This window comes from Nitratireductor sp. ATLC21 (assembly GCF_057196525.1).
Genome location: NZ_JBXUOU010000003.1, coordinates 504,509 through 527,494, shown reverse-complemented (window position 1 = coordinate 527,494; position 22,986 = coordinate 504,509). Strand labels below are relative to the sequence as shown.

Here is a 22,986-nt window from a genome sequence, read left to right as displayed (position 1 = left end):
ATTATTGTGAGAAAATCTGGCTTGCGACTTCAGCGATTGCGCCTGCAACCCCATCCACTTCCGCATCCAGCTCATCGCCCCGGATAGGATCGATGACGAAGCCGTTCTTGGCGGCGAACTCCTTGAACTTGTCGCTCGTCAAAGCTGCTTCGAAAATGTCCGCCATTTTCTCTTCCACGGCCGGATCAAGGCCGGCGGGGGCCTGAATATAGGCCATTTGCACCACGGGGCCATAAGGGAACACATCGACGCCGGCCTCGGCAAAGGTGGGAACGTCAGGCAGAACTTCGAGCCGCTCCTTGGAGAACGCGCCCAGCGCCTTGAGCTCACCGGCCTTGATCTGCTCGATGGTTTCGGACGGTTTGAGCACACCGGCGTCGACCTGATTGCCCATCAATTCAGCCACGACACGAGACCCGCCGGGGAACGGAACATGGCGATATTCGACCCCTGCGCCGCGGGCGGTCATGGCTGCGAAAATATGGTTCAGATTGTTGGTGCCCGGGGTCCCGATCGAGACCTCGCCGGCATTCTCTTTCATGTGGGCGAGAAACGCATCGAGGCTGTCATGCTCGCTGTTTCCCGGCACCACCAGAATCAGCGGATCCACCGAGACACGGATAACGTTGGTGAAATCGCTGTTCTTTAGCGGCGCCTTCTTCTGGGCGATGATTGCCAGTGTGGAGCTGGTGCCATTGCCCATCGTGTAGCCGTCCGGCTGCGAGGTCGCGACCTCTCCCATACCGACTGCGCCGGTTCCTCCGGGAAGGTTTTCGATGACCACGGACATGCCCTGCTCTGCAAGGATCGGCTGCAGGAACCGCGCCATGATGTCGTTGGAGCCCCCGGCATTCCAGGGAATGATCCACCGGACCTCCTTGGAGGGATAGTCCTGAGCAGCAGCAGGCGCCGCCCCGGCGGTGGCGATCGCTGCGGCAGCGGCAACAGACCAGACGGTTTTGGTAAACATGCATTTTCCTCCCTTTGTTGTTTGTTATAACAAGCATGATGTAATAAGTTTGTCAAACCGGAATCAACTCGTGTAGGCTCGCATCCGCGAGGAACGAAACCCATGGACCGTATGCAGTGAAAACGTTCGAGAAAATTGAGACTGCCCCTCTCTGGAACCGGGTTCGGGGACAGATCAAGGACGCGCTGCTGGCTGGCCGTTTTGAACCGGGGCAGACCCTCACGCTTCGATCTTTGGCGGAAATGTTCGGCACGTCCGTCACGCCGGTACGCGACGCCATCAATCATCTGGTCGCCCAGGGTGTTCTGGAGGCAGGGCCAAGAAATGCTGCGGTGGTGCCGGATGTCGCGAGCGATCTCTTAAAGGAGATCATTTTCGTCCGTGCGGAGCTGGAAGGCCGCGCTGCACGCGAAGCAGCGACCCGCAAATCACCTGAGCTGATTGCCGCGCTCAGCGCAAAGCTGGAGTCGATGCGAAGCCTGATCAGACAGCGTCAATTGGACACTTATCTCGACGTCCACCGCGACTTTCACTTCACGATCTACGAAAGCGCGGGCATCCCGTTGTTATATGAGATGATCGAGAACTTGTGGCTGCGCACCGGTCCTATCCTGACCTATGTCATCCCCGACTACGTGGTATCGCTGAGAGGCAGCGACCACCATCAGAAGATCGTGGCCGCAATCGAGGCCGGCGACGGGCCGACTGCGGAAGCGGAGATTGTCTCTGACATCGAGGAGGCAGCAAACTATCTGTTGAGCTGCGCCGACGAATACGGCCGGATCCGACGCGGCCAGAAACTCGCGCACCACGCCGGATAATCGCGCCCGACACTACCCGTCTGGCACTGTTGTTTGACACCAGCCTTTAGACAATCCGGGGAATTGCGGGATTAAGCGGGAGCGGCTGGGAAATGGCGGAAACTCAAGGCTTTGCGAGAACCGTTCCGCGTGCGAGCGACATGTCATTTTGACAGAGCCCGTGCCGAAAGCTGCAACATCTGGAGGCAATAGCGGAGAGTTCCGGGTGCTTCGACAATTCGCCTTCAAAACGCCCGCTAGAAAAACCCCGACCGTCCTCAAACCCTTATAGAAGCGCCTTTTAAGGCGCTTTTAGAAATAGTACCTATTCTGGCACTGAGGCAGCGCCAATCGGACAGCAGGCAAATTTTAGATGCAAATGCCGGAACTCTTGGCGGAGAATGCAAGAAAATCCATACAATCCAACGGATTGCGCTCCTCGCCCCCGATGAACAACTTGATTTCAAGAAGCAAAAGACACCCTCGTAAAACTACCGGAAGACATGAATGCCACACCCATGGAAGTGCGCCAGCTTCCGAACGCCGAGGGAGGTTTTCAGTGACAATCTGATTTGGGTCTGGTTGACAGTTATGCGGACGGAGCTGCCGTTCATCGCGGATGCTCTAATGTCCGCTTCCAAAAACGTTGGGTCAAAACGGGCCATTTGTGACCGCAATCATGCTGTCAACCAATGCGCGAGCGTTCGTCTTCTTTTGGAAGTACTCGCCTCGCTGAGCCGCGCAAGCCGGGCTTTGGCTTTCGTTTGCCCCGTAGCTGATGCAAATCCTTCAACTTCACCGTTCTGAACAAGACCTAATCAGGTGAAAGTCTGCAAACAGGCTCGGCAGCCATTTCTACTGCGCTGTCTTTGGTGGCGTAGCCGATTCCGTTGGTGGCCCCTTTGGCGGGCGCATAGACACTGAAAGTTCACCGATGGCAGTGGCAAGGCGATCTAGGCTATCGGCGACGGTTTGATTGGCTTCGCCCATCTGGTCGGAGAGCTGTTGAGTATTCGCGCGCTGCGCGGCGACCATATCCTCCATGTGTTTGAGGATAGGGTTCATCATCTGGTCCGTTGCGATTTGGTTCTGATAAGCGCGCCACTCCGCATAACCAATCTGCAACGCTGTAGACACAACGGCGACAATGATGGCTGCGGCTGCAATCCAAATCGCACGGCGCGAGGCGCGATCAGCGCTATCCGAAGCTGCTCCGAAAGCCACTAGAAACTCGGTCGCGGAGTTGCTTACACTGCCCACAGTTTCCGCCGTCTGGAAGGCGAGCTCGTTCATCTCCTCGAGACGGTCGACGACCTCGCTTAGGCTCCTGTTCGTGTCATAGATCGGGTTTTCGGGGAGCTCGAGATCGGGAAAATGCTGCGGCTGATCGTGTATCGCGAGGCGCGCATCACTGCCCTCCAGCGCGCCTTTGACGCCAAAATTTGCAAAGTCTGGCAAGCTTGGGCGCATCCGCTTAATCATGTCCTGCAAACGCGCCTGTGCGGACTGAGTCGCTTTCAGCGATTCTACAAAGGAAGGGGTGAACACTTTCTTGTGCGCCGTTAAAGTGTTCTGGAACGGTTCCATCATCTTGCGCATAAGTTCGTTTCGCTGTTCGAGATCGAGCTTGAACACGCGCAGCAGATAGTTCGGCGCAGTCTCATCTTCTTGCCGGAGGTGCTCGATCTCGCCCTCCTCGAATGAGACGACGATTTCGCCCTCTTCATTCTGGCGTCGTTTGGTGACGCGCTTGCGGTAGAGGTGCTGATTGTGTTCGAGGAACTTCTCAGCAAAGTCCTCCTTTTCGGCATCGGTCAGTCCCGCCGTCTCTTCTTTGGCGATCTCGCTGCCGTCTTCCTTGCGGCCGACTGCGGCCAGCAAGGATGCGACGAATTCTGCCCCGGACGCCCACTCAATCCCTTCGAGCGCCTCCAAGCGGCCGATTGTGAGCGGGAGGATGTCAATACGGCCAAGACTTGCGGTCTCGATCGCGTATTCCGGCTCGCTGGCATTAAGCGCAAGTATAACCAAGCTCGTACTTCTTCTTCCGAAATGAATGCCGTTCAAGGGCATTTGTCATCTGCGTCGACCACTTGCCTACGGTTTTCGAGCCAAGGCGTCCGTTGGGCGCACCTGGGACCATCCAACTCTTCCAGCAAGAACCTCAGTCGTACAACAATGTGCAGCGTGATTAGCACCTCCCGCACTGTCCAAGAACGGTCGTTTTTGACACACGCGGCACCAGAACCGAAGACGTTAAGAAGTCTTGTGCCCCCCTACCAGAATTGCCTTTGAATTTTGTCACAGTTCTGGCAGCATGGCGAGAGAGCAGACATCCGTGCCCTGTGCAGAATCGATCATTAGGGGCTCAGAGCCGCCGATTTTCGGCTACGCCCAATGACTGATCCGGTGCCCGTGTCGCGCTTCGACTTGGGCCCGATGATTTTGAACAATCTCCTCCTGCGGCCTACCTGAACTATTCAAACAACTAAACGCGATCCATTTACAACAGAAGACCTGCACGAATAGCATTCCACCATTAGGGATGAGGGCAGCTTTCTGAAATGACAAATACTCTGCAATTCTACGACACGGACGATCGTCGAAGACTCTCGCACAGCGGGATACCGCTGCCTCCGTATGAGTTGCCGCCGGCAAAATAGCCGGCACGTTCCTCCACTCAACCTAACAGTAGAAGAACTGGCTCCATGGCGACGCCAGCGCGCCCATAGGCGCACACGCGCACGCATTTATAATCATGAGGCCGAGCGTTTGCCAGTACCAGGCTCTGCTTTTGCGTCAGATAGTCGTTTTCTCAGCAGGTGTTCCAACTGCGGAAGCACCGCTTCGATCTCTTCGGCGTCGCTGGGGTCAACCACTCGTGCCAGAAGTAGGTTGTACAAGAGACCCGCCTCTGCAGAGACTTTCTCCGGAGGCAGGCGCACCCCTTCGCTTTTGTGGACGCTGGTGACGATGCGAGCGAGCCGCTCAAGCAACTCAATATTGAACATTGGTTGCTGACCGCGAAAGATCTTCGAGAACATAGGTTCGGGCTCACCTAGTCCGACCGATGGCATGGCACGATCGAAAGCGGCTGAACTTTCGTCGGCCTCCTTCTGCGCGGCTTCTTCGACCACGTTCCCCCTATCGCGCATCGAGCCGGCTCCGACAATCAGCCAGGCGAGGCTGACACGCGTCTCTTCCGAAATTTTGCGCAGTGCTTCCGGCTTCGGCTTGCGTCCTTGCAGCCACGATCCGATCGTCCGCCTGGGAATTCCAGTCCGCTCAGCGAGCTGGTTGAGCCCACCGACCTCCTGCGCTGCCGTGCGTATCCGATCTGCCAAATTCGACATGCCACACTATAGCAACTTGTTGCTTGACTATAGCAGCAAGTTGCCATACCTCTAACTTTAGTCGCCTGATCTTTCAGGCGGCAATTGCACAACACAAACCAACAAAAAGCGGATGTTGCAGCATCCGCTCCTTGAGGAGAAGCCGATGACAAATCCCAGGTGGGACCGTCATTCTATCCTTGCCCATATGCGCCGTAGAGGCATGACCCTCACCGGCCTTGCCGAGCGCTATGGTCTTAGCACTTCTGGCGTAAAGAATATCTGGACACGGCCCAACGAGCCAGCAGAAAGGGCGATAGCTGACTTCTTGGAGGAGCCGGTCGAAAAGGTTTTCCCCGACAGGTATCCCAAAACCCGCAATCGCATCTTCAAACCAGAGTTTGGCTCCAAGTCATCTCGCAAGGTGACCTCCGACAAGAACCGGAGGGCGGTTGCATGACTTGTGGCGCTTTCAACACACGGGGCCGCTCTAGCCTTTTGCGTCCGGACGTATCCGGCAAGGTGATCACTGGAGTTCCCGTCACCCCGGCTGTCGACCGCTCGCCTGCTGTCAGCGCCACACCGCGATCCTCGGTGAACGCGGCCTTTGCGGCAACGTCTAAACGTTCAGCCAATTTCGACATGTCAAACCCGTTCGCACCGTTCGACGCGGTGGACAATGCGAAGCGCCGCTTTGTGCAATCGCTTGTGGTCGCTCTGGCAACCCTCTGCGCCAGCCTCGGCATTCTCATGTTCGTGGTGACGCAATGACCCGCAGCATCAATCTCCACTCCGAGCGCGAACAGCTCCAGCTGATGCTGGCTTGCTGCTTCCGGGCTTCACAGCAGCACTTCTCGCACCTCGCCATGAGGGACATCGTTGCGCCGCCGCGAGAGAAGCTCGATGCCGCGCTTGCCCGCCAGGTGGCGCTTACCCTGATGCGTGACGCTTTCGACGTGCCACAGCGGCGGACGTCCAAACTCGTCGACCGCAATCGCGGCCGCATCGCATTCGCCATGTGGACCGTCACAAAGCGCCGGCAGTGCCCAGTGTTCAATCAGGCTTATCGGAAGATGTCCGACCGGGCGCTCCACATCTACCACCGCGAAATCAAGAAGCTGAAGGACGCTGCATAATGGCCGACTACAAGCTTATCACGATCTCCGAGATCATCGTTCCGGAACGGCTCCGGGCCGTCGAAGAAGACCATGCACTGGCAATTCAGGCCTCGATCGTCGAGCACGGATTGCTGAACCCTATTACCGTTCGCGCAACGCCCGCATCCAAAGGCGGGAAGTACACACTGGTGGCTGGTGCCCACAGGCTCCGCGCGATCCAGCTGCTCGATGACGCCGAAATCGAGGCGATCATTGTGTCAGCAGATAAGGACGAGGCGGTTTTGATTGAGGTCGAAGAGAACCTCTTTCGCAACGATCTGTCAGCCCTCGATCGCGCAGTCTTCGTTCAGACCTACCGCGACACTTGGGAAAGAAAGCACGGAAAGGTCCAGCGCGGAAACCCGGATCTTCGCAAATCCGCAAACATTGCGGAATTGATAGAAGACGAAGCTAAAGCTGGCTTCTCAACCCATGTCGCCGAGCGCATGGGGTTCTCACCCCGCTCGGTTGAGCTGTTCGGCCAGATTTCCAGAAACCTGCACCCAGATGTGCGCCACGCCGTGCGCGGCACACCAGTGGCCGACAACCAGTCTGCACTTCTCAAGCTCGCGAAACTTGAGCCAAAGCTGCAGCGCAGCGCTGCGGTTGCGTTTCGCGAAACCGGCGACCTGAAGCAGGCATTGCAGCTCATTTCGAGCAATCCAACTCCGCCTAAGAAAGCCGACCCGCAGGAAGAGATCTTCGCGCGGCTGGTTGGCACATGGGAGCGAGCCAGCGCCGCAACGAAAACACGCTTTCTCAAGCACGTGGATGTCGCTGAAGGAGAAGCCGTATGAGCAAGCGGCACCCTGACCAGTTTGATCTGTTCCAAGCGCCTTTGTTTCCAGTACGTGCGCGGGCCGAGCAGATCGACATGGCGCGCTTTCGCTCAAAGCTGAAGCGCGCCATGGCTCAAGCCATCCGTGAATGCCCATACGACCGGCCGACGATCGCCGCCCGCATGGCGCAGTATCTCGGGCTCGCCAGCATCTCCAAAGCCTCACTCGACGCCTACACGGCCGAGAGCAAAGAAGGCCATGACATTAGCCTCATCCGGTTCAAGGCGTTCGTCCGCGCGACCGGAGCGGTATGGCTGTGGGACATGGTCGTCTCCGAAGATGGCCTGACGCTGCTTGAAGGGGATGAGGCGCGCCTCGCCGAGATAGCACGCCTTCAGCAGGAGCAGCGCGAGATCGCAGCTTCCATCAAGTCACTGCGTTCCACGCCAGTGGCCATCACAAGGCGGGGGCGTCCATGAAGGAATGGTTCACGATCCCCGAACTCGCAGCGGCCCGCCTGCCCGACATGCCTCAGACCCGGCAGGGGCTGGATGCACTCGCCAAGGCGGAGGGCTGGCGCTCGAAGGAAGGACTGGCCCGCAAGGCTGCTCGCCGGGGCGGCGGCTGGGAGTACAGCATCCTGCTTCTCCCTAAAACGGCGCAGACCAGGCTGACGATCATCCACTCCGCCCCGGCCAATGATGACACCAGCGCTCAGGCAGAAGATCGGGCGCGGATCTGGTCGCTCTTCGAAGCCCTCTCAAGCGAGGCGAAAAGCGAGTGTGAACGCCGCCTGAAGGCTGTCCTCCAGGTCGTCGAGCTGAAAGACGCGGGCATCGCTCCGGCCGTTGCTGTCAGCGTTGCCGCGCGGCAGGCCGGCGTCAGCCGAGCCACACTCTACAACTGGCAGGGCATGTGCCTCGGCTATGATCGCTCCGACTGGCTCGCAGCCCTGGCCCCCACGCACGGTAACGGCTCCCAAAAATCCGGCATCGACGAGTGCGCCTGGGACTACATCAAATCCGATTATCTGCGGCCCGAGAGACCGACCTTCTCCAGTTGCTATCGGCGGCTCCAGAAAGCCGCCAAGAAGGAAGGCTGGTCGCCAATACCATCCGAGCGTTCTCTGCGCCGTCGGCTTGATGCCGAAGTGCCAGAGGCGGTTCAGGTGCTGGCGCGTTCTGGAAAGGACAAGGTCAAAACCCTGTATCCCGCACAGCGCCGCTCCCGCGCCGACCTGCACGCCATGCAGGCCGTGAACATGGACGGCCACAAGCTCGACGTGTTCGTGAAGATGCCAGATGACCGGATCACCCGTGTCATGCTGATCGCGCTGCAGGACATTTTCTCCGGCAAGTTCGTCGCGTGGCGCATCTCCGACAGCGAAAACAAAGAGACCGTGCGCCTCGTCATCGGCGACATGGTGGAGCGCTACGGCATCCCCGACATGATCACGCTCGACAATGGCCGGGCGTTTGCATCGAAATGGATCACCGGTGGTTCGCGCACCCGCTATCGCTACAAGGTCCGCGAGGAGGAACCGCAGGGCCTCATCACAACGCTTGGCATCGAGCTGAAGTGGGCGCAGCCATTCTCCGGCCAGTCAAAGCCGATCGAGCGCGCCTTTCGGGATCTGGCCGACGACATCGCCAGGCACCCCTTCTGCGCGGGCGCATACACCGGCAACAAGCCGGATGCGAAGCCAGAGAACTACGCCTCGCGCGCGGTTCCACTCGAAGCCTTCCGCGAGCATGTCGATCAACAGATTGCGGAACACAACGCTCGCCCCGGTCGCACGGCACGCTCGTGCGCGGGCCGAAGCTTCGATGAGACCTTTCAGGCGAGCCTCGAAAACCCGGCCACCATTGTGCGCTGGCCGACGTCGGCACAGCGGGCCCTCTGGCTTTTGGCAGCAGATCGTATCCGGGCACAGAAGGGCAGCGGCGAAATCCACTTCTACGGCAACCGGTACTGGAGCCGTGAACTGAATGCGTATGCCGGCCGATACCTGACCGTCCGCTTTGACCCGGATCACCTGACCCGGCCGCTCAAGGTCTATGACGAAAGCAACGCACTCATCTGTGAGGCCGAGTGCATTGAAGATGCCGGCTTCTACGATGCTGAGGCCGCTCGAACGCACGCCAAGGCGCGCAACGATTACCAGAAGGCCGTCGCAGCTGAACGCCGGGCGCATGCGCGCCTGTCGGCCGAGCAGCTCGCGGCAATCCTCGCCCATGGCCCGGCCGAGCGCGAGGAGCGGGAAACGCCCGCTCCACGCCCGAAGGTCACGCGCATCGCAACCGGCAATCTCGCCGTTCGCGCGGCAGCGCCAGCCATCAGCGAAGATCAGTTTGAAGATAGTCTTTCTCGGGCGCTGCGAATGACGCGCAACGCCTCGATCCTCGAATTCCCGAAAGGGAATGAACCGCAGTGTAGTGAGTACGGTTCCGAAAAAAAGGGCGGGAGAAATCCCGCCCAATAACCGGCCTAAAGGCCAAAATGTACAGGAACCTTTTAGATGAATGAATTCTTGGGCACAAGCCAACTCAAAACGGCAACGGTCACCAATTGGGAGCTACCACGCGCAGAGCCTGATGCATCGCTCTCCAATAGAACGGCCAGCGATATCGAAGAGTGGCGCACGCTAATCAACCGAGTGATTGAAACTGCTACGTCGATGAAGCTCTCGAAGGCTGAGATCGCCCGTCGCATCGGCATGGCCGAAGGCACCTTCTCGCAATGGTACTCCGGCAAATATGCCGGTCGTCTGGAGAACCAGAACCTTCTAGTCGCCAAGTGGCTGGACGCCGTGGCGGAAGCTGGTGACCTGACGTCCGGCATTCCGTCCTCTCCCCCGTTTATCAAGACGCGAACTGCTTTCGAGATCATGGAAACGCTCACCTGGGCGCAGGCCACAGGCGACCTCGTCATGATTACGCTGAATGCCGGATCGGGGAAAACGGCCACCTGCCGACACTATTGCGACACACGCGCCAATGTCTTCATGGCGACAATGTCGCCACACACGAAGACGGTTCACGGCATGCTGGTCGAACTTGCCTCGGAGCTAGACGTCCACGTCCACAATCCAGCGCGCCTGACACGCGCCATTGGCAAACGTCTTGAGCGTGCCGGTGGTGAAACCCTGTTGATCATCGACGAAGCGCAGAACCTTGTCGATGACGCGATCAACCAGCTGCGCCACTTCGCCGACAACCATCATTGCGGTATCGCGCTGGTCGGCAACAGCGAGATCTATGGCCGCTTTGCCAAGCGCAGTGACGGTCCTTCCTATGCGCAGCTCAAGAGCCGACTCGGGAAGCGCCTCAAACGCGACAAGCCACGGCAAGAAGACCTGCAGGCGTTCATCGAAGCATGGAAGGTCACGGACCCCGACGCCGTGAACCTCCTGGTCGCCATCGGAATGAAGGGTGGCGCCATGCGGCAGATCGACAAGACCATGAAACTCGCCTCGATGCTTTCCATCGGCAGCGGGCAGACACTGTCTATCGATCACATTCGAGCCGCTTGGAAGAACCGCGACGTCGAGGACATGGTGTGATCATGGCGGCTATAGCTTCAACAGAGCTTTCGCGGCTCGCCGATTACTTCCGCCAGCACTCCAAAAGCGGAGTTCGCCTCACGCCCGCCGTGACCGCGCAGCTTGCCGAACAACTCCGGCTTATCTCGGACCTTACAGCCAGCCAGGAGCAGGAGCTGCGCGTGCATCGCCTCGGAGAAAGCGAGCGGCTCGGTCGTGAGATTATGGAGAGCGAAGCTGATGAGGCCCTTCGGGGCCTCGTCACCGACCCCTGCGGCGTGGTCATCCGTCCTGATTTTGGGAGAAAGTCATGAGCGAGCTCTGTCGGATGGAAGTCTCAGACGGCATTCGGGAACTCAAGGCCGAACTCACGCCGTATTGCCAGGTACGCCGCGTGCTGGAGCCTGCCCATGCGCGCGCGCTTCAGATGTGCTGCGATCTGCTGTTCCAGGCCGCGAAGCATCAAGAGATCGAGATTGCCCGTCATGTCCGCAATTCGGCTGCGGCGTGGTGGAACATCACCCAGGAGATCGACAGGCCGGGCACCAATCTCGCGCTCTTCCCGATCATTCCGAGACCGGTTCCCACGTCAGACCCTGAAGGAGCAGCGTAATGACCGAGCGCCTTCTCTCACTCGCATCGCAGGTCAACATCATCGACCTCGCCGGGAAGATCATCTCCAACCCGCGCCGCAATGCCGTCGCCGCGAGTACGGCCGAAGTGGTCGCGCTTGCTCATGCCACCGAGCGCTTTTGGGAAGTGGCCATCGAAGCGGAAACGCTCGTGCGTGCACTGAAGCGAGAGCAGAGCGGCGATGACCTGCAGGAGAATGAGCGGGAACACGCCATCCAGACGCAGGTCGACCGCATCACCGATTTGATGATCGCGCTGAGCGATCAGAACAACACGCACCCGGAGTAGAAAAATGGAAGCTGTCATTCTTGAAGAACGCCCTGAAACCGGCGAAGTGCTGGTCAACGGCAAGCGCTATATGCCTGACGCCAAGGGCAACCTGGTCCCGATTGAAACAATCCGACCTGCCGATCGTCTTGAAGACGAGACCGTGCGCAAGATCATGGCATATGCGGACGAACTGTCGGCGCAAATCTCGCGGTTCCGTGGTCATACCATGACGGACCTTGGCGAGTTCGATGCGCTGCTCGCGCAGGAGTACGGCACCACAAAGGGCGGACCAAAAGGCAACCGGACCTATCAGACCTTTGACGGACTGATGAAAGTCAGCGTGCAGGTTTCGGAGTTCATCGATTTCGGGCCGCAGCTCCAGGTGGCCAAGAAGCTCCTGGATGAATGCCTGATCGAATGGGCGGCTGACAGCGACCCGAAGATCCGCGCGATCATCACTCGCGCCTTCAACACTGACAAGGAAGGCAAGGTCAACCGAGCCGAGATCTTCATGTTGCTTCGGCTAGATATTGAAGATCCGCGCTGGACGGAGGCCATGCGCGCCATTCGTGAGGCCATGCGCGTGACGGGATCGAAGGAGTACGTTCGGTTCTATCGTCGCGATACTGTCATCGACAGGTGGAAAGCCATCACGATTGACTTGGCGAAAGCTTAGACGATTGCATTTCGTGATGTCTTTGGAGCGCGACCAGATACTCGATCAACTCTGGCAGCAGTTCATGAATATGGTCCTTAAACTCGATCATCATGCGTGCCGTCTCAGTGCTAACCGTTTGAGCTTGTTCTTCAACCATGCGTCTTTGATTGATCCGAACAACGTTCTCCAAAAGCCGCAACGTGTCTTCGAGATTGTCCACGCAATCCTCTGCCTCGGGCGGGAAGAGAGCCCTTGCCTGCTCCAAAGCTCTCCGATTGACGATCCGAGTTGTCCGCGAGCTCAAAGACGCAAATTTCGCATGCCACTCACCGTAACCCTTAGCCAGTTCATTCGGGTCGGATATGTCCATTCTACTAAGCGAGAACGCTAAATGCCTCCGCAGTTCCTTGCCCACACTTTGCCCCGCTCTACGAGCGATCAGAGCTTTCTTGTCTTCCTCAAAGAAGAGGTTTTGCCTATGTCGTTCTTCTTGCCGCGCATCGGACACTTTCATCTGACCGATGGTGAACAAGGCTGCAATAATTGCCAAAACACCAGCGATCAGCGTTTGCCACTGATATACGAATGCCGCCCCGGCCGACACATCGTACAACGCCAAGCCAAGAAAAACTCCGATGATCACAGATACAATATTTGTGGCCGCGAGGAAAAAACGTTCCAGCTTCATAAGGTCTCCCCAACCTGCATTATTGACATTCCAGAAGTTGGACGAGTTCGCAAGGTCAACTTCTCATGAACGCCATTGCAGCTATACACGTTGCCCGAAAGCAGCTTGGTATGGACGATGACACGGCTCGCGACCTGTACGAGCGCGTCACCGGAAGGCGTTCCACCCGAGAGATGACTACTTCGGAGCGCCTTCGAGTGGTCTCTGAGATGCGCCGCCTGGGATTTGAGCCGCCCTCAAAGAACTCTCATAAGGGCCTCAAAGGCCGGTTTGCGAAGAAGCTTCAGGCGCTCTGGATCGCCGCATGGAACCTTGGCATCGTCCGTGACCGGAGCGACCGCGCGTTGATCGCCTTTGTGAAGCGTCAGGCCGGGATTGATCACGTCCGGTTTGTGCACCATCCAGAAGATGCCCGGAAAGCGATTGAGGGCATCAAGGCTTGGATGGCACGCGAGGCGGACGTCAACTGGCTGATCGAGGGTTTTCTCCCCGACTGGATGCACTGCGATGGATACCGCATCGCTGCCGCGCAGTATTTCATCCTGAAGAAGCTCAATCCGTCCTTTGCTGAACATCGGAGCGTGCAGAACTGGATAGCGTCCGAGCTTCAGCTCGATGCCAGGTTTATGCAGAGCGACGACTGGATCTCGGTGATGAACCGCCTCGGCGTTCAGATCCGGGAGGCGCAGGGCAAATGAGCGATGAAGTGCGCGTCGATCCTGACCGGTCGGTTGCTGATGGCGTTCCGTTTGACGACCTCTTCGGCATGCTCCTTGAGCGCATGAATGCTCTGGCTGCGCGAGACGTCGTGTTCCTCACGGAGTTCCGTGCAGATGAACGCACCTATGGCGGCAGCATCATCTGCGGATCAATCGACGATGCCGAGGCGAGAGCATTCGGCAGGGGCCTTGGTGAACGTGTGATCGGCACACTCACCCGCACGAGCCTCTGGTCATGAAACCATGCACCGCCATCCCTTTTGATCGGGCAGGAGGTTGAAATGCAACAGCTCCCGCAGGAAGACAACCTACCGCTGTTCAACTGGCACGAGATCGACGTGATCCAGAAGCAGCGCCAGGCACTGCGGGAGCGCATCGACCGTATGCGTCCGAACAGTCACCGCCGCGTCGAACTCACGGCCCGGCTTAGAACCCTCACCACGCAACAGATAGCCCTCCAGTTGAAGATGAAAGCCGAACGATGAGCAGCATTGGATCGAGCCTTCCTTCCATCCTCGCCGAGATTGCGGACGTGGCCGGCGCAGAGGCTGCCTGGGCGCTCGCCCGCACACAGGGCGGCACCACGATCTACATCCCACGCGAAGCGGAAGACGGCCACTGGCTCACCAAACTGGTTGGCAAGGAAGCAGCCTCGAAAATCTGCAACCATTTCCGCGTCGGCAACACAGGCGCGCGCATTCCGATCCCGCTGGCGAAACAGAGCGAACAGCGCGTCCGCCTTCAGAAGGCCCTGGAAGCCGGCATGTCTGCGCCGCAGGCTGCTCGCGCGGCCGGCATGCATGAGCGCTCTGCCTTTCGTGCACGCGCCCGCATGAAAGACAATGATGAGATTGACGATCAGCAGGGAAAGCTGTTCTAAGATCACCAGTGGTGTTCTTGCCACCCTGACCTCCCCGACATTCCATTAGAAAACTGCCCGCCGCACTGACGCTGTCAGGGCGTGAATGGCGGCGACCGGCTGGCACATTCGAGCGAAACAACCACCGTTCGAACATGCCGGAGCCGTCATGCAGACCACGAGTCCGAAAGGGATAGACTACCTCGAAAGCACAGAGGGCTCTGTTCTCAAAGCCTATCGCTGTCCCGCTGGCATCTGGACCATCGGCGGTGGATTGACTGCTGCCAGCGGTGTCGTCACGCCCAAACCGGGCATGGTCATCACGCGCAAGGAAGCCTCCCGCCTTCTCGCCTTGGCGTTGAAGCGCAACTACGAACCGCGCGTCAAAAAGGCGCTCGGCAATGTGGAGCAGCACGTCTTTGACGGGGCGGTGTCGTTTGATTTTAACACCGGAGCCATCCATCGCGCCTCATGGGTGAAGGCGTTTCTGAACAACAATCCCCCAAAGGCGCGCGCGAAACTCATGCTGTGGGTGAAGGGCGGCGGGCGCGTTCTGCCGGGCCTGAAGCGCCGCCGGCGTGAGGAAGCGGACATCATCCTGCTCAACAAGTGGCCCGCACACATCACGATCGCGCGCAATCCCTCGAAACCCAACATTGCTTTCGCAGGTGTTGCCATTGCCGTGACACCGGAAGAGATCGATGAGATCGGTGCCGGCCTCCGCAGCATCGGCTTTGATCCAGGCCCTACATCGGGCCGCATCAAGCTCGAAGCTGTTTCCGACTTCCAGCGCAAATATGACCTGCGCGTGGACGGCATCATCGGCATGGCAACCCTTTCGACGTTGCAGCGCGAGCTGGATGCGCGGAATGGCGTGAAGAAGGGTGCGGGCGGCGCAGCTGGCGGCGCTGCGGTTGCCGGCGGCGGTGAAGCGGTGGCGCCCGGCGGCAGTCTTCCAGACCCTTCCACACTCGATCCGGCGCTCCTGAAGTGGGTCGGCATGGCCGGCGGTGCGATCGCGACGATCTATCTGCTCTACCTCGCCTGGCATTACCGAGACATGATCGCCGCCCGGATCGCCAATCGCATGCCGCGCACCGCGAAGTTTCTGAGGAGCTTCTGACATGAGCGTGATTGGAGGCATCATTGCAGGTATCGCCGGCAAGGTCGGAGCCGAGCTTGTCGGCAAGGTTCTCGGTGACCGTTTCGGGCCAGCCGGCGGGCAACTCGCCGAAACCGTTGTGAAAGAAGTGGCCGACCGCGTCGGTCTGCCTGTCGAGCGACTTCCGCAGGCAACAGAGAGCGAGTTGGAAAGCGCCGTTGGCGAAGTTGAAACGGCGATGCCGGAGATCATTGCCTTGTGGGCAAAGGGGCTCGACGGCCAGTTCGCTTTGCTCCAGGCAGAGACGAAGGAAGGAGCGCTGCAGAGTGGCTGGCGATGGGGCTGGATGTATCTGCTGGCATTCTTCTGGATCTGGCGCGCGCTGTTTGCCCCATACCTTAATGCATGGATCGAGAACGGAGGCGGCATTGCGCCCGAGCTGATCGACTACGCCATCCTCATGACGCTCACCTCGTGGTTCATCAGCCTCTACATGGGCGGCCACACGATCAAGGAGTTTGGCAAGAGCATTGCCAGCGCGGTCGGCAGCTGGAAGGGGCGCCCGAAATGAAGCTCGGAAACTCCGCCTTCGAACTCGCCGAGCTGCGAACGGCACAGGAACGGGATGCCGGGATCAGCCGGGCGCGCGCCGCCGTGAACGCCAGAGGGCGGACCTTCTGTGTCGACTGTGATGAACCGATCTCCGCCGCGCGACGGCAGGCCATGCCATCCGCAGAACGCTGCCTTGCCTGTCAGACCAAACGAGAGCGCCAGCGCGGGAGGCGCGGCTGATGGATTTGCAAGACCTCATGCCATGGCTATCGGCGACAGCACTCATCATCTCGCTTGGCACCTCGGTTTCGACCTTCCTGACGTCCGGCGCAAAACAGAATTCCAAGAAGATTGCCGATCTGGACGAAGCAGCGAAGGCGCTTGAGAGCCGCGTCCAGGAGATCGAGACGGAAATGCGCCATCTACCGGACAAGGATGCCGTCCACCGCCTGGAGCTCACGCTGAAAGACATGTCGGCGGAGATCATAAAGATCGGCACCTCAGCCGAGCAGTCGGCACGCACCACAGCGCGCGTCGAAGCCTACTTGCTTGAACAGAACAAGAGCAGAGCCTGATGAACTACGCTGCTTTCGCCAAGGCCGATGCCCGGCTCATCATCCTCAAAGAACTGTCGCGCCAGACTGACGGCCGCATGAACGAGACCATGCTGACTTCCGTGCTCGACACGTTCGGTCACCGCCGTTCACGAGACTGGGTCCGCACGCAACTGCGGGCGCTGGAAGACCTCGGCGCGATTACGCTCGTTGAGGCCGGCACCGTTCTCATCGCCTCCATTTCGCGTGCCGGTCTCGATCACGTCGAACGGCGCATCGTGATCGAGGGGATTGCGAAGCCCTCGCCGGAGCATTGAGCATGGCGCGCAAGGGCCGTGGCCGACTTTCGGCAATCGACCTCCTGCCGGAGGAATGTTCCGAGGCGATCTCGTGGGCGGCCGAGCAGCTCGCCGGCCGGGATAGAACGCAGCTCGACATCTATGCCGAGTTCAAGGATAAGCTCATCGCCCTGCAGGGAGAAACCGGCCTCGGCTTCAGCATCCCGTCCTTCTCGGCCTTCAATCGCTATTCGATCCGCGTGGCGCAGATGTCACGCCGCCTGGAACAGACCCGCGAGATTGCTGCCACCATCTCCGAGCGCATGGACGCAGAAGCGTCTGACGACCTGACGCTCATCGCGGCCGAGGCAATCAAGACGCTCGTGTTCGAAACCCTGCAGCAGGCCGGTGAGGCAGGCGTCAATCCAAAGGGAGCCATGGAACTGGCGAACGCACTGCGCGCCGCGACCGCCGCTCAATCCGTTTCAACCACGCGGCGGCAAAAGGTCGAGAAGGAGTTCGCAGAGAAGGCGACAAAGGCCATCGAGAAGGTTGGGCGCGAGACCGGCCTTTCGGCAGACACCATTGGCCAGTTGCGCCGCGACTTCCTCGGTGTTCGGGACAAGCCCGCTGGCAAGGCGAACAACGATGGCTGACCCGATGGAAACCAAATGGGTGGACCCGGTCATCCCGCGGTCTCCAGATGATCTACCGGAAGAGCTGCCGCGCGGTGCGGAGATCCCTGCTGATCTCGACGCGCTCGCCGATGGTGTCTTGATGCGGCATCAAGCCGAGTGGCTCGAAGATCGAAGTGACCTGAAGATCTGCGAGAAGGGGCGGCGCACCGGCATCACCTTTGCCGAAGCACTCGACGACACGTTGATTGCAGCCGCGAAACGATCGGCCGGTGGCGACAATGTTTTCTACATCGGCGACACCAAGGACAAGGGCCGCGAGTTCATCGGCTATGTGAAGCACTTCGCGCAGACCGTGGCGAAGGAGCTGGTTTCGGTCCAGGAGTTCATGTTCGAGGATCGGCGTGAAGATGGTTCCACCGGCTACATCGCGGCGTATCGCATCCAGTTCGCATCCGGCTTCAGGGTCGAGGCTCTTTCGAGCAGACCCGACAACATTCGCGGCCTTCAGGGTGTCGTCGTCATCGACGAAGCGGCGTTCCACAAGGATGTCCGCCTCGTCCTGGACGCGGTCAACGCCCTTCTGATCTGGGGCGGTCGCATCCGGATCATCTCCACCCACAACGGCGTTCTGAATGCGTTCAATGAACTTATCCGCGAAGTCCGCGCGACGGGAGAGCCGCCTTACAGCATCCATCACGTTCCGTTTGCCAAGGCTGTGGAGAATGGCCTGTTCAAACGCGTATGCCTGATCAAGGGCGAAGAGTGGTCTCCCGAGGCCGAGGCGGAATGGGAGAGGAAGATCCGTGCATCCTACGGTGCACGCAAGGCAAAGATGCGCCAGGAGCTGGACGCCTTACCGACCGAGGCGGAGGGCGCGGCACTGACCCGCGTGCAGATCGAAGCCTGTATGACGTCCGGCATTCCCATTGTCCGCTGGATCTGTGATGACGACTTCAAGAATGCGCCGGAGCATGTCCGGACGGCCGATGCGCGTGACTTCTGCGAGCGCGAGTTGGCCCCGCTTCTGAAAGCGCTCAACCCGCGCAGAGCGCATGTCTTTGGAGAAGACTTTGCCCGTTCGGGCGATGCGACCGTCATCCTGCCGCTGGAGATCGGGAGCGATCTCGTTCGCCGCACCTGCTTTGTCCTGGAGCTGCGCAACGTGCCTTTCGATCAGCAGCGCGAGATCCTCTACTACGTGGTGGACCGGTTGCCGCGTCTCGTGGGCGGCGCGCTCGATGCGACCGGCAACGGCGCTTATCTCGCAGAGAAGGCCGCGCAGAAATACGGTGCGACCGTAGTCGAGGTGAAGCTCTCGGAAAGCTGGTACCGCACAGAGATGCCGGCTTACGTCGAAGCGTTCTCTGACGGCACGATCCTGTTACCCCGCCACGAGGACGTGCTCCGCGATCATCAATCGCTGTCCTATGTGAACGGCATCATCAAGGTGCCAGACAATCACCGCTTCAAGGGATCGGACGGGTTGGATCGCCACGGCGACACCGCGATTGCCGGAGCGCTCGGCTACTACGCCTCTCGCGCCGAACTGGAAGAGTTCGCCTACGTCCCCGTTGGCGACCGTGCCGACGAACGCGTCGACATGTTCGAACAGGCTTCCAGCAGCGGCTTTGTTCCAACTCTCAAGGGAGGTCTCTTCTGATGGCCAGTCCGCCCAGGATCATTGACCAGTGGGGCAATCCCGTTTCGACCCGCAATTTGAAAGAAGAAGTCGCTGCCCCAACCATGGGCAGCGTTCGAAGCGTCTGGAGCGAGACCATCATTGCCGGCCTTGACCCAGCTGGTATGGCAAGTGTTCTCAACCAGGCTGGCCGAGGCTGGCCCGATCGGTTCTTCACGCTCGCCGATGAAATGGAAGAGCGCGACCTCCACTACCGCTCCGTTCTCGGCACCCGCAAGCTCGCGATAACGGGCGTCGAACCGATCGTGGTTGCCAGCGGTACCGATGCTCAGTCGAAGAAGATCGCCCAGGCCGTCAAGGAATTGATCGAGCAGCCGGCATTTCCCGACGACTACACGGCCGACCTGCTCGATGGCCTGGGCAAGGGCTATTCGGTGGTCGAGACGATCTGGGACCGGGCCGGCAAGGAGTGGTCGCCGATCCGGTATGAATGGCGTGACCAGCGCCATTTTCTGATTGACGAGGTCGACGGCCGCACACTGCGCCTCAAGCATCCCGACCACTATCGCGGGCTGGACCTTCCCCCCTACCAGTTCTCGATCCATCGGCCGAAGCTGAAATCCGGCCTGCCGATCCGTGGCGGACTGGCCCGCTTGGTCGCCTGGGCCTTCCTGTTCAAGCACTATAGCCTCAAAGACTGGATGGCGTTTCTTGAGGTTTACGGAATGCCGCTGCGCGTCGGCAAGTTCGGCCGTGGCGCCAGCATGGATGATCGCCGCGTTCTGCTACAGGCGGTGCGTGACATCTCCACGGATGCGGCGGCGATCATCCCGAAGGAAATGGACATTGAGTTCGTCGCGGTCAGCGGTTCCTCAGGGAACAATCTGTTCTCGGCGATGACGGATTACCTGGACAAGCAGATTTCGAAGGGCGTGCTCGGCCAGACCATGTCGACAGATGACGGCTCGTCCCGCGCGCAGGCGGAGGTGCACGAGAATGTGCGCCACGACATTGCCCGTGCCGATGCCCGCCAGACCTGCGTGACGATGAACCGGGATCTGATCCGCCCCTATGTCAATCTGAACTTCGGACCGCAGGATCGCTATCCGGTTGTCGTGATCCCGATCACCGAGAATGAGGACATCAAGACGCTGGCAGACGTCATCGACCGGCTTGTTCCGCTGGGGCTCGAGGTTGGTGCGAACGGCATGCGCGAGCGGCTCGGCTTCGAGGCTCCCGAAAAGGGGGAGAAGCTCCTTCACCCGGCAGCGGCCGGCGCGCCTGGCAAAGAGCCGCCAGAGAAACAAGAAGAGGCCACCGCACGGCAACAGACGCCCTGCGCCCATTGTGGCGGCTATCACGCGCTTGCCGAAGACGAACGCGACGAGCTGGACCTTCTGATCGAGGATGCGCTCAACCATTGGCAAATGGATCTCGACCCACTCTTGAAGCCCCTTCGAAGCCTCATTGAAGAGGCCGGGAACTATGATGAGCTGCGTGAGGGCCTGGACACACTCATGTCCGGCGATGCCGGCGGCGAGTTTGCCAAGCGCCTGGCGGAACTCACGATGAAAGCGCGTGGTCTTGGAGACATCGGCCAGGGGCGCTAGAGGATGTCGACAGACGATCTGTTCAAGACCGCCCCGGACGAGGTTGTCCGATACTTTCGGGCCAAGCGCTCGCTGCCATCCTTCGACTGGCGTGACGTTGCACCGGAAGAACACGCCTTCTCCTGGACGGTTGCCAAGTCCATGGAAAACGACATTCTCGAAGACATCCGGTCGGCCGTCGATGACGCGATCGTCAATCGCGTCCCCTTCGAGACCTTTCAGCAGCAGCTCACGCCGATCCTTCAGCAGAAAGGCTGGTGGGGCCGGCATGTCCAGGAGGATCCGAAGGACGGCGCTTTGAAAGTCGTCCAGTTGGGAAGCCCGCGCCGGCTGCGCACCATCTATTGGGCGAACACGCGCACGGCTCATGCGGCCGGCGAATGGGAGCGCACGCAACGCAATAAGCGCTTTCTGCCGTTCCTTCTCTACACGCTCAGCCGGGCGGAGCGCCGGCGCAAGGAGCATGAAGGCTGGGTCGGCATCGTTCTGTCGGTCGATGACCCATGGTGGGATACGCACTACCCACCAAATGGGTGGGGCTGTCAGTGCGGCGTTCGCCAGATTTCGGAGCGCGAGGCGCGCAGGCTCGGCTGGGAAGATGGAATGGAAGGTCCGCAGGTGATCATGCGGTCTTGGAAGAACAAGCGAAGCGGAACGACCGAGATGGTTCCCATGGGGATCGATCCCGGCTGGGCAAGTAATCCGGGGAAGCACCGCGCCCGCAATGCGTCGGAGTTCCTTTATGGGAAGCTCGCGGGTCTCACCGAGAACCGCCGTCGGGTCGCGATCGAGGATATTGTCGGTTCCGCCCCGATGCGCGCGATTGTCGAGCAACGGCTCCCGAAAGGGGCATTCCTGCCTGTAGCGCAGCTCGGCCGGGAGCTGGTTGAAGCGGCCGGCTCCAAAACGTCGACCATCCGCCTTTCATCTACCAGCGCCGCCCACATTCTACAGGATGATCCAGCGCGGAAGCTCACCGTTCAGAGTTTCCGCGATGCTATCTCTGTGATCGTTGAACCGAAGCACGCCTTCCATTCGCGCAACAGCCTCGTGCTGCTCGGCACCGCATCCGGGCAATGGTGGCGTGCGGTCATCAAGTCCACGGACGAGGGCCGGGAATGGTGGCTCACCTCGTTCCATCGCAAGAGCGCGAGCAAGATCGACAAGGCCCTGACGACCGCGAGAAGAAGGGGAACATTGATTGAGTGAGGAGAAAGGCGCGGAGGGTCGTCAATCCCTCACAGGTCCGGCTAGGCCGTCCTGGTGAAACTGGCTCGCGCCTGCAACGAATATGGAGCATTTACGCACCATTTTCAACTTGTCCGGCACCGGTTTAGCACTACTGTGGCACGCTAACGACGTAGAGCCGTTTCCGGCTCCGCTTTCCCGATTTGCTAAAGAGTGACCAATACGATGGCAGCAGGTTCTTACCAAATTGAGTGCACGGTCACCGACTCCGGAAGCAGGCTCCTCTGCAGCGCACTTGGTCAGCCGGTATATGAGACTGGAGTCGTGAACTCGATCTATGACTGGCAAACGCTCATCGCTGGAGCGTTCGCTTTGATCGGCGCGTTTCTTCTTTGGCTGCAGATTAGAAACCAGCGGAACAAGGATCGACAGGAAGCTGAGCGGCGCGCCCTCGCTGCGAAAATTCAGCTTCCGCACGCACTTCATGAAATTCACCAGTATCTTAATAGATGCTACATCACATGGATAGGTTCGTGTCCTGAGCGACGACCAAAGCCGCCTGTTCAGGACCTCGCCACATTGATGAATGCAGCAACGAGCGTTGATAGCAAAACGTTCCAGAGCATCACTGCACTCATCCAAAAGATGCAGGTTTTCGAGGCAAGAGTATCGACGCAGCCCGCCGACCGCCCGTTGAACTACTACGATCAAATGTTCGTTGACCTTCTGGAACTCTATTATTTCTCAAATCGCCTTTTCGATTTTGGACGATTGAATGTCGACCAAGTGGAATTGGTGAAGCCAGAACGTGCAGACCTTGAAAAGGTCATGCGCACCGATTTGGATTTCTATGCGCGAACCCCTGACGATGAGATAGCGAGACGCGCGCGAACGGCTTTGGATTTTCGGTTTGGAAGAAATGCGCAGGCGACCGATGAAGACGAAGAAGAAATAAATTTAACGCCATAGACGCGCATGGACGCCTCAAACGGCCAGCGACACGCAAGAAACCCCTGATG

30 protein-coding genes are annotated in these 22,986 nt (G+C 59.3%); 26 read left to right on the top strand and 4 right to left on the bottom strand.

Features of this window, described 5'->3' with window-relative positions; translation table 11 throughout:
• Position 1 precedes the first annotated feature (1 nt).
• A complete protein-coding gene (locus AC2CHD_RS17080) occupies positions 2 to 970 on the bottom strand; it encodes a Bug family tripartite tricarboxylate transporter substrate binding protein (protein ID WP_484554624.1) in 969 nt (322 codons plus the stop codon).
• A 116-nt stretch (positions 971 to 1,086) separates the two neighbouring features.
• Between AC2CHD_RS17080 and AC2CHD_RS17075 the strand changes: the two genes are divergently transcribed.
• Positions 1,087 to 1,791 carry a GntR family transcriptional regulator gene (locus AC2CHD_RS17075; protein ID WP_229449685.1) on the top strand — a complete coding sequence of 235 codons (705 nt, stop codon included), beginning with the start codon at positions 1,087 to 1,089 and terminating at the stop codon, positions 1,789 to 1,791.
• Between the two features lie 834 nt (positions 1,792 to 2,625).
• Here the strand turns inward: AC2CHD_RS17075 and AC2CHD_RS17070 are convergent.
• A complete protein-coding gene (locus AC2CHD_RS17070; RefSeq protein ID WP_484554623.1) occupies positions 2,626 to 3,801 on the bottom strand; it encodes a hypothetical protein in 1,176 nt (391 codons plus the stop codon).
• 725 nt (positions 3,802 to 4,526) lie between these two features.
• The gene (locus tag AC2CHD_RS17065; RefSeq protein ID WP_484554622.1) at positions 4,527 to 5,123 is read right to left on the bottom strand and encodes a helix-turn-helix domain-containing protein; all 597 of its coding nucleotides are present in this window, start codon (positions 5,121 to 5,123) and stop codon (positions 4,527 to 4,529) included.
• A 145-nt stretch (positions 5,124 to 5,268) separates the two neighbouring features.
• Between AC2CHD_RS17065 and AC2CHD_RS17060 the strand changes: the two genes are divergently transcribed.
• Genes AC2CHD_RS17060 through AC2CHD_RS17010 form a run of 11 tightly spaced genes read left to right on the top strand, consistent with a single transcriptional unit; the run spans position 5,269 to position 12,158 of the window.
• Positions 5,269 to 5,562, top strand: a complete 294-nt coding sequence (locus AC2CHD_RS17060) for a helix-turn-helix domain-containing protein (protein ID WP_484554621.1) — start codon at positions 5,269 to 5,271, stop codon at positions 5,560 to 5,562.
• A complete protein-coding gene (locus AC2CHD_RS17055) occupies positions 5,559 to 5,873 on the top strand; it encodes a hypothetical protein (protein ID WP_484554620.1) in 315 nt (104 codons plus the stop codon). The genes AC2CHD_RS17060 and AC2CHD_RS17055 overlap by 4 nt, the downstream gene beginning before the upstream one ends.
• Positions 5,870 to 6,238, top strand: a complete 369-nt coding sequence (locus tag AC2CHD_RS17050; protein ID WP_484554619.1) for a hypothetical protein — start codon at positions 5,870 to 5,872, stop codon at positions 6,236 to 6,238. The genes AC2CHD_RS17055 and AC2CHD_RS17050 overlap by 4 nt, the downstream gene beginning before the upstream one ends.
• The gene (locus tag AC2CHD_RS17045) at positions 6,238 to 7,056 is read left to right on the top strand and encodes a ParB/RepB/Spo0J family partition protein (protein ID WP_484554618.1); all 819 of its coding nucleotides are present in this window, start codon (positions 6,238 to 6,240) and stop codon (positions 7,054 to 7,056) included. Before AC2CHD_RS17050 ends, AC2CHD_RS17045 begins: the two co-directional genes overlap by 1 nt.
• Positions 7,053 to 7,517 (top strand): hypothetical protein, encoded by a 465-nt coding sequence (locus AC2CHD_RS17040; RefSeq protein WP_484554617.1) that lies wholly within the window; start codon positions 7,053 to 7,055, stop codon positions 7,515 to 7,517. Before AC2CHD_RS17045 ends, AC2CHD_RS17040 begins: the two co-directional genes overlap by 4 nt.
• Positions 7,514 to 9,520 carry a transposase domain-containing protein gene (locus tag AC2CHD_RS17035; protein WP_484554616.1) on the top strand — a complete coding sequence of 669 codons (2,007 nt, stop codon included), beginning with the start codon at positions 7,514 to 7,516 and terminating at the stop codon, positions 9,518 to 9,520. Before AC2CHD_RS17040 ends, AC2CHD_RS17035 begins: the two co-directional genes overlap by 4 nt.
• 36 nt (positions 9,521 to 9,556) lie before the next feature.
• Positions 9,557 to 10,600: an AAA family ATPase gene (locus tag AC2CHD_RS17030; RefSeq protein WP_484554615.1), complete on the top strand. Its 1,044-nt coding sequence runs from the start codon at positions 9,557 to 9,559 to the stop codon at positions 10,598 to 10,600.
• A gap of 2 nt (positions 10,601 to 10,602) precedes the next feature.
• The gene (locus AC2CHD_RS17025; RefSeq protein ID WP_459438249.1) at positions 10,603 to 10,893 is read left to right on the top strand and encodes a hypothetical protein; all 291 of its coding nucleotides are present in this window, start codon (positions 10,603 to 10,605) and stop codon (positions 10,891 to 10,893) included.
• A complete protein-coding gene (locus AC2CHD_RS17020) occupies positions 10,890 to 11,192 on the top strand; it encodes a hypothetical protein (protein WP_484554614.1) in 303 nt (100 codons plus the stop codon). Before AC2CHD_RS17025 ends, AC2CHD_RS17020 begins: the two co-directional genes overlap by 4 nt.
• Positions 11,192 to 11,500: a hypothetical protein gene (locus AC2CHD_RS17015; protein ID WP_484554613.1), complete on the top strand. Its 309-nt coding sequence runs from the start codon at positions 11,192 to 11,194 to the stop codon at positions 11,498 to 11,500. Before AC2CHD_RS17020 ends, AC2CHD_RS17015 begins: the two co-directional genes overlap by 1 nt.
• 4 nt (positions 11,501 to 11,504) lie before the next feature.
• Entirely contained in the window at positions 11,505 to 12,158 is a 654-nt protein-coding gene (locus AC2CHD_RS17010) for a DUF3164 family protein (protein ID WP_484554612.1), read from the top strand.
• Here the strand turns inward: AC2CHD_RS17010 and AC2CHD_RS17005 are convergent.
• Positions 12,133 to 12,828, bottom strand: coding sequence for a hypothetical protein (locus AC2CHD_RS17005; RefSeq protein ID WP_484554611.1), 696 nt, complete (start codon positions 12,826 to 12,828; stop codon positions 12,133 to 12,135). The genes AC2CHD_RS17010 and AC2CHD_RS17005 overlap by 26 nt on opposite strands.
• A 110-nt stretch (positions 12,829 to 12,938) precedes the next feature.
• Between AC2CHD_RS17005 and AC2CHD_RS17000 the strand changes: the two genes are divergently transcribed.
• From AC2CHD_RS17000 to AC2CHD_RS16935, 14 genes are all read left to right on the top strand, one after another.
• Positions 12,939 to 13,526 carry a regulatory protein GemA gene (locus AC2CHD_RS17000; RefSeq protein ID WP_484554610.1) on the top strand — a complete coding sequence of 196 codons (588 nt, stop codon included), beginning with the start codon at positions 12,939 to 12,941 and terminating at the stop codon, positions 13,524 to 13,526.
• The gene (locus AC2CHD_RS16995) at positions 13,523 to 13,786 is read left to right on the top strand and encodes a hypothetical protein (protein ID WP_484554609.1); all 264 of its coding nucleotides are present in this window, start codon (positions 13,523 to 13,525) and stop codon (positions 13,784 to 13,786) included. Before AC2CHD_RS17000 ends, AC2CHD_RS16995 begins: the two co-directional genes overlap by 4 nt.
• A gap of 42 nt (positions 13,787 to 13,828) precedes the next feature.
• Complete coding sequence (locus tag AC2CHD_RS16990; protein ID WP_484554608.1) at positions 13,829 to 14,032, top strand: hypothetical protein; 204 nt, start codon at positions 13,829 to 13,831, stop codon at positions 14,030 to 14,032.
• Entirely contained in the window at positions 14,029 to 14,427 is a 399-nt protein-coding gene (locus tag AC2CHD_RS16985; RefSeq protein ID WP_484554607.1) for a helix-turn-helix domain-containing protein, read from the top strand. The genes AC2CHD_RS16990 and AC2CHD_RS16985 overlap by 4 nt, the downstream gene beginning before the upstream one ends.
• Positions 14,428 to 14,575: 148 nt before the next feature.
• A complete protein-coding gene (locus AC2CHD_RS16980) occupies positions 14,576 to 15,529 on the top strand; it encodes a glycoside hydrolase family protein (RefSeq protein ID WP_484554606.1) in 954 nt (317 codons plus the stop codon).
• Position 15,530: 1 nt separating this feature from the next.
• Positions 15,531 to 16,079, top strand: coding sequence for a hypothetical protein (locus tag AC2CHD_RS16975; RefSeq protein ID WP_484554605.1), 549 nt, complete (start codon positions 15,531 to 15,533; stop codon positions 16,077 to 16,079).
• A complete protein-coding gene (locus AC2CHD_RS16970; protein ID WP_484554604.1) occupies positions 16,076 to 16,300 on the top strand; it encodes a TraR/DksA C4-type zinc finger protein in 225 nt (74 codons plus the stop codon). The genes AC2CHD_RS16975 and AC2CHD_RS16970 overlap by 4 nt, the downstream gene beginning before the upstream one ends.
• The gene (locus tag AC2CHD_RS16965) at positions 16,300 to 16,635 is read left to right on the top strand and encodes a DUF2730 family protein (protein ID WP_229450256.1); all 336 of its coding nucleotides are present in this window, start codon (positions 16,300 to 16,302) and stop codon (positions 16,633 to 16,635) included. Before AC2CHD_RS16970 ends, AC2CHD_RS16965 begins: the two co-directional genes overlap by 1 nt.
• Positions 16,635 to 16,931 (top strand): VpaChn25_0724 family phage protein, encoded by a 297-nt coding sequence (locus AC2CHD_RS16960; protein ID WP_484554603.1) that lies wholly within the window; start codon positions 16,635 to 16,637, stop codon positions 16,929 to 16,931. The genes AC2CHD_RS16965 and AC2CHD_RS16960 overlap by 1 nt, the downstream gene beginning before the upstream one ends.
• Positions 16,932 to 16,933: 2 nt before the next feature.
• Positions 16,934 to 17,548, top strand: coding sequence for a DUF3486 family protein (locus tag AC2CHD_RS16955; RefSeq protein ID WP_484554602.1), 615 nt, complete (start codon positions 16,934 to 16,936; stop codon positions 17,546 to 17,548).
• On the top strand, positions 17,541 to 19,190 hold the full coding sequence (locus AC2CHD_RS16950) for a hypothetical protein (RefSeq protein WP_484554601.1): 1,650 nt from the start codon (positions 17,541 to 17,543) through the stop codon (positions 19,188 to 19,190). The genes AC2CHD_RS16955 and AC2CHD_RS16950 overlap by 8 nt, the downstream gene beginning before the upstream one ends.
• Positions 19,190 to 20,779, top strand: coding sequence for a DUF935 domain-containing protein (locus AC2CHD_RS16945; protein WP_484554600.1), 1,590 nt, complete (start codon positions 19,190 to 19,192; stop codon positions 20,777 to 20,779). Before AC2CHD_RS16950 ends, AC2CHD_RS16945 begins: the two co-directional genes overlap by 1 nt.
• A gap of 3 nt (positions 20,780 to 20,782) precedes the next feature.
• The gene (locus tag AC2CHD_RS16940; protein ID WP_484554599.1) at positions 20,783 to 21,988 is read left to right on the top strand and encodes a phage head morphogenesis protein; all 1,206 of its coding nucleotides are present in this window, start codon (positions 20,783 to 20,785) and stop codon (positions 21,986 to 21,988) included.
• Between the two features lie 204 nt (positions 21,989 to 22,192).
• A complete protein-coding gene (locus tag AC2CHD_RS16935; protein ID WP_484554598.1) occupies positions 22,193 to 22,936 on the top strand; it encodes a hypothetical protein in 744 nt (247 codons plus the stop codon).
• Positions 22,937 to 22,986: the final 50 nt, after the last annotated feature.

What these genes read in the sequence shown, in the direction of transcription:
- AC2CHD_RS17050 (WP_484554619.1), top strand. Translation starts at nt 5,870, where the DNA reads ATGACCCGCAGCATCAATCTCCACTCCGAGCGCGAACAGCTCCAGCTG.
- AC2CHD_RS16995 (WP_484554609.1), top strand. Translation starts at nt 13,523, where the DNA reads ATGAGCGATGAAGTGCGCGTCGATCCTGACCGGTCGGTTGCTGATGGC.
- AC2CHD_RS17060 (WP_484554621.1), top strand. Translation starts at nt 5,269, where the DNA reads ATGACAAATCCCAGGTGGGACCGTCATTCTATCCTTGCCCATATGCGC.
- AC2CHD_RS16970 (WP_484554604.1), top strand. Translation starts at nt 16,076, where the DNA reads ATGAAGCTCGGAAACTCCGCCTTCGAACTCGCCGAGCTGCGAACGGCA.
- AC2CHD_RS16975 (WP_484554605.1), top strand. Translation starts at nt 15,531, where the DNA reads ATGAGCGTGATTGGAGGCATCATTGCAGGTATCGCCGGCAAGGTCGGA.
- AC2CHD_RS17065 (WP_484554622.1), bottom strand. Translation starts at nt 5,123, where the DNA reads ATGTCGAATTTGGCAGATCGGATACGCACGGCAGCGCAGGAGGTCGGT.
- AC2CHD_RS17020 (WP_484554614.1), top strand. Translation starts at nt 10,890, where the DNA reads ATGAGCGAGCTCTGTCGGATGGAAGTCTCAGACGGCATTCGGGAACTC.
- AC2CHD_RS17010 (WP_484554612.1), top strand. Translation starts at nt 11,505, where the DNA reads ATGGAAGCTGTCATTCTTGAAGAACGCCCTGAAACCGGCGAAGTGCTG.
- AC2CHD_RS17000 (WP_484554610.1), top strand. Translation starts at nt 12,939, where the DNA reads ATGGACGATGACACGGCTCGCGACCTGTACGAGCGCGTCACCGGAAGG.
- AC2CHD_RS16990 (WP_484554608.1), top strand. Translation starts at nt 13,829, where the DNA reads ATGCAACAGCTCCCGCAGGAAGACAACCTACCGCTGTTCAACTGGCAC.
- AC2CHD_RS17015 (WP_484554613.1), top strand. Translation starts at nt 11,192, where the DNA reads ATGACCGAGCGCCTTCTCTCACTCGCATCGCAGGTCAACATCATCGAC.
- AC2CHD_RS17030 (WP_484554615.1), top strand. Translation starts at nt 9,557, where the DNA reads ATGAATGAATTCTTGGGCACAAGCCAACTCAAAACGGCAACGGTCACC.
- AC2CHD_RS16985 (WP_484554607.1), top strand. Translation starts at nt 14,029, where the DNA reads ATGAGCAGCATTGGATCGAGCCTTCCTTCCATCCTCGCCGAGATTGCG.
- AC2CHD_RS16960 (WP_484554603.1), top strand. Translation starts at nt 16,635, where the DNA reads ATGAACTACGCTGCTTTCGCCAAGGCCGATGCCCGGCTCATCATCCTC.
- AC2CHD_RS17005 (WP_484554611.1), bottom strand. Translation starts at nt 12,828, where the DNA reads ATGAAGCTGGAACGTTTTTTCCTCGCGGCCACAAATATTGTATCTGTG.
- AC2CHD_RS16950 (WP_484554601.1), top strand. Translation starts at nt 17,541, where the DNA reads ATGGCTGACCCGATGGAAACCAAATGGGTGGACCCGGTCATCCCGCGG.
- AC2CHD_RS17055 (WP_484554620.1), top strand. Translation starts at nt 5,559, where the DNA reads ATGACTTGTGGCGCTTTCAACACACGGGGCCGCTCTAGCCTTTTGCGT.
- AC2CHD_RS16935 (WP_484554598.1), top strand. Translation starts at nt 22,193, where the DNA reads ATGGCAGCAGGTTCTTACCAAATTGAGTGCACGGTCACCGACTCCGGA.
- AC2CHD_RS17035 (WP_484554616.1), top strand. Translation starts at nt 7,514, where the DNA reads ATGAAGGAATGGTTCACGATCCCCGAACTCGCAGCGGCCCGCCTGCCC.
- AC2CHD_RS16980 (WP_484554606.1), top strand. Translation starts at nt 14,576, where the DNA reads ATGCAGACCACGAGTCCGAAAGGGATAGACTACCTCGAAAGCACAGAG.
- AC2CHD_RS17040 (WP_484554617.1), top strand. Translation starts at nt 7,053, where the DNA reads ATGAGCAAGCGGCACCCTGACCAGTTTGATCTGTTCCAAGCGCCTTTG.
- AC2CHD_RS16965 (WP_229450256.1), top strand. Translation starts at nt 16,300, where the DNA reads ATGGATTTGCAAGACCTCATGCCATGGCTATCGGCGACAGCACTCATC.
- AC2CHD_RS16940 (WP_484554599.1), top strand. Translation starts at nt 20,783, where the DNA reads ATGTCGACAGACGATCTGTTCAAGACCGCCCCGGACGAGGTTGTCCGA.
- AC2CHD_RS16955 (WP_484554602.1), top strand. Translation starts at nt 16,934, where the DNA reads ATGGCGCGCAAGGGCCGTGGCCGACTTTCGGCAATCGACCTCCTGCCG.
- AC2CHD_RS17045 (WP_484554618.1), top strand. Translation starts at nt 6,238, where the DNA reads ATGGCCGACTACAAGCTTATCACGATCTCCGAGATCATCGTTCCGGAA.
- AC2CHD_RS17025 (WP_459438249.1), top strand. Translation starts at nt 10,603, where the DNA reads ATGGCGGCTATAGCTTCAACAGAGCTTTCGCGGCTCGCCGATTACTTC.
- AC2CHD_RS17080 (WP_484554624.1), bottom strand. Translation starts at nt 970, where the DNA reads ATGTTTACCAAAACCGTCTGGTCTGTTGCCGCTGCCGCAGCGATCGCC.
- AC2CHD_RS16945 (WP_484554600.1), top strand. Translation starts at nt 19,190, where the DNA reads ATGGCCAGTCCGCCCAGGATCATTGACCAGTGGGGCAATCCCGTTTCG.